Annotated in this window: 4 protein-coding genes; 3 read left to right on the top strand and 1 reads right to left on the bottom strand. The window is 65.9% G+C overall.

Translation table 11 applies throughout. The features are described 5' to 3' along the window. The coding region (locus ACZ67T_RS45960) for a tetratricopeptide repeat protein (RefSeq protein WP_469993004.1) at positions 1 to 1,771 on the bottom strand (1,771 nt) is incomplete at its 3' end. 761 nt (positions 1,772 to 2,532) lie between these two features. Between ACZ67T_RS45960 and ACZ67T_RS45965 the strand changes: the two genes are divergently transcribed. From ACZ67T_RS45965 to ACZ67T_RS45975, 3 genes are all read left to right on the top strand, one after another. Then, positions 2,533 to 4,308 (top strand): pentapeptide repeat-containing protein, encoded by a 1,776-nt coding sequence (locus ACZ67T_RS45965; protein ID WP_469992999.1) that lies wholly within the window; start codon positions 2,533 to 2,535, stop codon positions 4,306 to 4,308. Positions 4,309 to 4,748: 440 nt separating this feature from the next. Beyond that, positions 4,749 to 4,967: a hypothetical protein gene (locus ACZ67T_RS45970; protein WP_469993001.1), complete on the top strand. Its 219-nt coding sequence runs from the start codon at positions 4,749 to 4,751 to the stop codon at positions 4,965 to 4,967. Between the two features lie 98 nt (positions 4,968 to 5,065). Next, complete coding sequence (locus ACZ67T_RS45975; RefSeq protein WP_469993003.1) at positions 5,066 to 5,830, top strand: DUF6928 family protein; 765 nt, start codon at positions 5,066 to 5,068, stop codon at positions 5,828 to 5,830. Positions 5,831 to 5,928 lie beyond the last annotated feature (98 nt).

Here is a 5,928-nt window from a genome sequence, read left to right on the forward strand (position 1 = left end):
GCGGGTGCTCGGGGCCCAGCACCCGGATGCGGGCATCCCACACTGCACGATGCTCCACCTCCGCCTCCTCCAGCCGCCCCAGATCCCGGAACACGCTGGCAAGGCTGCTGCGGCTGATCAAGGTGTGCGGGTGCTCGGGGCCCAGCACCCGGATGCGGGCATCCCACACTGCACGATGCTCCACCTCCGCCTCCTCCAGCCGCCCCAGATCCCGGAACACGACGGAGAGGTTGCTGCGGCTTGTCAGGGTCTTCGGGTGTTCGGGGCCTAGCACCCGGATGCGGGCATCCAACACTGCACAGTGCTCCACCTCCGCCTCCTCCAGCCGCCCCAGATCCCGGAGTGCGACGGCGAGGTTGTGGCGGCTGATCAGGGTGTCTGGGTGCTCCGGGCCCAGGGTCGTATCTCTGGCCCCATAAGCCGCGCGCCAACCGCTCTCCGCGAGTTGGTATCGGCCTTGGGCGTACGCGGTCGCGGCGATATTGGTGGCATCGTGCGGAGCACAGTCGGCCAGCACGGTTTCAATGACGCCCGCGGGGACATGCTCGCCGGGGGCGCTGTGCCGTTGGACGGTGTCGGTCAGGTAATCGAAGACTTGGACGTGCTCGTCGTCTTCCGGCTGAAGCAGCGCGGTGGTGGCCCGCCGCGGCTTGGTGACCCATTCCCACGCAGTCGGCAACGGTTCTGGCTGCAGTCGGCGGCCACCGCGCTGGTTGAGGTAATGCTCGTGGGTGGCCTCCAGCAGGTGACGCGACAGGGGCGCAGTGTGGCCGGCCCGGCGGATGTCGGTGGCGGCCGCGATCAGGGCGGCGGCGCGTGGATGCGTTGGCGCGGCAGGATCGGTGTTCGGGCTCCAGGCATCGTGCCAGTCACGCAGCAGCTCGGGCCCGGCGGCCAGGTATTCAGCGAGGCCATAGACGTCAGCATGGGCGAGGGCGTCCGCGATCCTCGGATCCCACTCACGGGCTCGGGCCCGCTGCTGCTCGGCGGCGCTGAACACCCGCTGCATGCGCAGTAGGTGGGCTTGTTCCAGGGCCTCGCGGGCCTCGTGGTGGGCCGTACGACCGGCTTCATCCTGAGTGGTCGGGCCGCCAGTGAGGCGGGCCTGCTCAGCTGCGCGCAGAGTCGCCAGGATGATGCGGTGGTGGCCGTTTCCACTCAGCACCCGCGCGATGCCGGTTCGGGTCAACCCGTCGGCGCCCAGATAGTGTTCCAGGTCGCTCAGCCACAGCACGCACCGCCGAGTGCTAACCGCTTGGGCCAGCGCCGCCGGCAGGGCCACGCGATTCTGCGGCGCGATCAACAGATGATGAGGCAAGGTCGTGCGCATTGCCTCATAGGCCGCGCGGGACTTACCCGCGGTGGAATCCCCCACCAGCAGCACGAAGCCGCCACGCGCCAATCGCTCACGCAGAACCGCATCGATGTCGCGCGGCACGTAAACCGGCACCCGCTCTGCCGCCGCGGCAGCAGGCTGCTGTGTCGGCTCGACGGCGCTGATCGGGGCAGGATGCACGCCCAGCCGGAGCGGGTCGGTCGTCTGCGCCACCGTTGGCAGTCGGCCGCTCGGCAGCACCAGACAACCGCTCTCGACCTTGAGAGCCTGCTCGTCCCACTGCTGCGCGGCGCGTTTGTAGCGCTCCTGCCACACCCCGGCCACCGCCACCAGCACGGCCGCGCCCCCGACCGCGGCGCCTACCGCCCACCGGTTGGTGATCTCAAACGTCGCCAACACGGCCGGGCCGGTCGCCAACAGCGCCAACCCAGCCACAATCAGCAACAGCCGACTCTCGCGCCACCCACCCGGACTCATCAGAACCCACCCCCCGAACCGGAATAGCGGGTCGATACGAGCTCGCGCAAGAGGGCCATCGGGCTCCTACCCAACCACCACGCGCATTGGCGTCGGCGGCGGAGGCGTGACCTGCCGCAGGAGCGGCCGCCCGGTGGGCCGGCACGCGCGCGGCCCAGGCGTGGGCGGCCCTGGGGACATGGCCGGATGAGACGAGCCAGATACACCAGGCAGCAGCGTCGAGCCTGCGTGCCATTATTCGCGCATCGTCTTGACCTGCTGGCTCTCGCGCGCCTCAGGTGAGCCGTGATCCCTTCTGATGGCGTATGAGACTGCTGTACTGGATCTTCCGGCGACTACTCGGCACAGATCAAGCGATCGATCCTGAAGAGGACCAGCCGGAGGCCCTCCCAGCGGAAGAGTTCCAGCGGATCTGGACTCGGTGAGCGCGCTGGACAACCACTCCAGGAGCGAGGGTGGAAATTCATGCTGGTGACCTGGCGCTTCGGTACCTGGTGAGGCGGCTGGCAACTCGACGGCTGTAGACCCTTGTTGGCCGTCACTGGCTTCAGCATCTGGCACGGCTGTGGCACGCGGCGGCTATGAAGTGGGCTCATCGCCGCCACCGTGGGCATCACGGCCGCGGCCGAGGGACTGGCAGCGCGTTGGACCCGAGCCCGGACGGGGTCGGCTATGAGCAGTGTGGAACTTGTGTCCGCGCCCGGCCGTCTCCTTTTGATGTGACGCCTCAGCTCTCCGATGCCATGCCGTCCTGGCCGTACTGCGGACACGTCTCCCCTTCGGCCGAAGGTCATGAACGCTGCCTTGGACGCCGCGTCGATCCGTACCGTAGATGTCTGGACCACCTCGACGACGACCATCGTGCCGCCTACCTCGCACAGCTGAGGCCTGGAAGCGATCTGGATCACCGCTGCACTTCCATCACCGAGAATCTCCTCGCTCTGCTCCTCGATGCCGTCCGGGATCCCGACACCTGGCAGATCACCCTCGGCACCGTCCGTTTCGACGGGGCGCGGCTTCTTGGCGACGCCGATTTCGGCGGCGTACATTTCAAGGGTGCGGCCAGCTTCGAACAGGCAACGTTCCTGGGCACCGCCCGCTTCGTGGCAACAGTGTTCGATGAGGACGCGAGGTTTGAGCGGGCACAATTCCGAGGTGCCCAGTTCCGCGATGCGGCGTTCGACAGCAACGTGTGGTTCGGGCAGGCGCAGTTCACCGACGACGTTCGTTTCGACAGAGCGCGGTTTTCCGGGCACGCTAGGTTTGGGCTTACCACCTTCTCTGGCAACGCCGCGTTCGACGGCGCTCAGTTCTTGGGAAGCGTCGGGTTTCAGGGAGCCCACGTCCTCGGCTGTGCCTGGTTCGACGGGGCGAGGTTCGAAAGTGCCTCGCGGCTAGGGCCCCTGGTGTGCGAAGAGGCCGTCGATCTGTCCGGGGTGATCTTCGCAGCTCCGGTCGTGATCGAGGCAGCGACGAGGAGGATGTGGTGCACACAGACAGAATGGGCGGCAAAAGCGACCTTGCGTCTGCGGTACGCCACCGTGGACCTCACCGATGCAGTCCTCGCCCATCCATTCAGCATCATTGCCCAGACGAACCCGTTCACCGATCGGACCGGAACTGGGCGGACCGAAGAAGGTCTTGAAGAGGGCGCTCTTGCTGGCAGCGATGCGAGAGTGCGAGTGGCCTCCCTACGAGGTGTGGACGCAGCTCACGTGGTTCTCCACAACGCAGACCTGACCCTCTGCCGGCTGTCCGGCGCGGTACATCTCGACCAATTGCGCCTAGAGGGCGAGTACCTCCTGGCCCCTCCGCCTGTGGGCATACGCCGACGCGGGCTATTACCGGTGCGATGGACTAACCGGCGAACGCTGGCCGAGGAGCAGCACTGGCGTGCTGCCCAAGGCCAGGACGCATGGGCGGCGGCACCGACCGGAGTGAAGGTCGTGGAGCCGACGGAGTTGGCCTCGGTGTATCGGCAGCTTCGCAAGTCCTTTGAGGACGGCAAGAATGAGCCCGATGCCGCAGACTTCTACTACGGCGAGATGGAGATGCGTCGCCACGACCCAAAACGGCCCCGGGCAGAGCGCACGCTGCTCACCCTCTACTGGGCCGTATCGGGCTACGGGATGCGCGCCTCACGCGCTTTGGGGTGGCTACTGGGGGCTATGGCGACAACCGTGCTCGTGATGACGCTGTGGGGCATACCGAAGGTGGCCGCAAAGCCCGATAGCACCGGCAGGCTGACCGGCAAGACCATCTCGATGACGAGTGGCACTACCGATCCCGTGAATCCCAGCGGACCGCTCAGCCAGCGCCTGACCTCCCAGCAATTCGAGAAGTCCTTGCGCGTAGTGATCAACTCAGTAGTGTTCCGGTCATCGAGCCAGGACTTGACCACAGCGGGAACGTACATCGAGATGCTGTCCCGCCTCGTCGAACCTGCTCTCCTCGCCCTCGCTGTCCTGGCCGCTCGTGGTCGCGTCAAACGGTAATGAATCTTGTGGCAACGTCCGCCCGCATTAGGGCACGGTGAGCACCGCAAGCGGCAAATGTTGCGGCAGGGCTCGCGTGTTCAGTGGCCTCCGAGGGAGGGCTGGCCGATGGCTGGGTGCCGCATCTACGGCAAGCGGCTCCACCGCCTCGTGAACCTCCTGACACCCGCGTTAGGAGCGAGGTGGGGCCATTTGGGGTCTGGCCCACGGCATGCCGACTTCGATGTCTGCTGTCTGTGGCCCTGCCCCCGCCCGCCGCCGCAGTTCCCCGTAAGTCCCCACCCGACCTGGCGCGGTTGAGGCACAGACAGCTTCTGATCCATAACTCCATGAGATCCGGCACCTAAGGTCAGTTGGGCGATCAGTAGCCCTCGTACGGCATGGGGTGGGCCAGCGATGCCCACCGGTCGGCGGGCATGATCTTCACCGGAGGGACGGATATGGACGTCGTAGAACTGATGGAATGGCTGGCCGAGCAAGGGTGCTCGGTGGTCTTCAAGGCCGACGGTGAGCGCACGCGCGGACATCGATGGATGGTGATCGTCTCCGGCGGAGTCTTGGGAGAGTCTTTCCTTAGGAGTGACTTGGCATCCGTCGACGCATGCCTTGAGGCCACACTCGCCCACTTGGAAGGCTGCGGCATGTCGCCGTTCGCCTGAGGAGACGGCCCAGAGTGGCCGCGCTGATGACGCTGCTCCTGTGTCAGAGCGGGGGGATACGGTGCAGCGACGAAATGCATGGTGATTGGGGAGGGGCCTTGGGAGCCAAGACCGGTCTGCTCGTGTACGCCGACGGCGATGTGCCTGGTCTACTACGGCAGGTGGGAGCGGCGGACTTGGAACAGACGTCCGTCATGATGCGGCGTCTTAATCCGAGCTGCGAGATCGAGGAAGGTCGTGGCTCGGACCTATATGAGGGCGTGTATCCCCCGGAGGGAACGGCCTATGCGGCGAGTTGGCCCGGCGTCGAGATCGTCTGCGATCGACGCGTGATGATCGATTCCCCGTCACAGCTCCCCGGGCATCTCGTCGCGGCCAGTGCCGGCCGACGGTTGGTCCTCCACGCCATGCACAGCGTGGTCAACTGGTCGGCGTTCGCTGTATGGGAAGACGGACGTCTCATCCGTTCTCTGAGCCTGTCACCGGACGACGGGATCATCGAGAACATCGGCGAACCGCTCCCCTTCGAACTTCCCTACTGGGCTGGGGACCGTCCGGCGGACGGCACTCCGTGGCCGGGTGAGGAAGAGGAGCCTTATGCCCTGCCCTTTCACCCTCTGGAGCTCGGCGAAGACGCGCTGCGTGCACTATGCGGCTTCATCCAGGAGGGCATGCCCGAGCCGGGGGACGTCGACCCGGAGAACATCGAGCTCCATGGTTTCCGCGTGAGAGACCCGAACGATTCTCATCCCGTCGAGAAGAAAGCAGAGCTGCGCGCGGCCCTGGACACGATGAGGCCGCCCCAGTTCTACACGATGGGCCCTGACGGACTGCTGCTGGTCGAACGGAACAGCCCCTATTAGCCTCAATACCGGTAACTTAGGGGCACTCTGGTCGTTGTTGTTGATGTGCCAAGAGCGGGTCAACTGAAGTCATCTGGTGAGCGACTGTCGGATCGGGT

The sequence above is a fragment of the Streptomyces sp. NPDC107517 genome, assembly GCF_055582645.1.

Coding starts and splice junctions, on each gene's coding strand:
- ACZ67T_RS45970 (WP_469993001.1), top strand. CDS start 4,749: ATGGACGTCGTAGAACTGATGGAATGGCTGGCCGAGCAAGGGTGCTCG.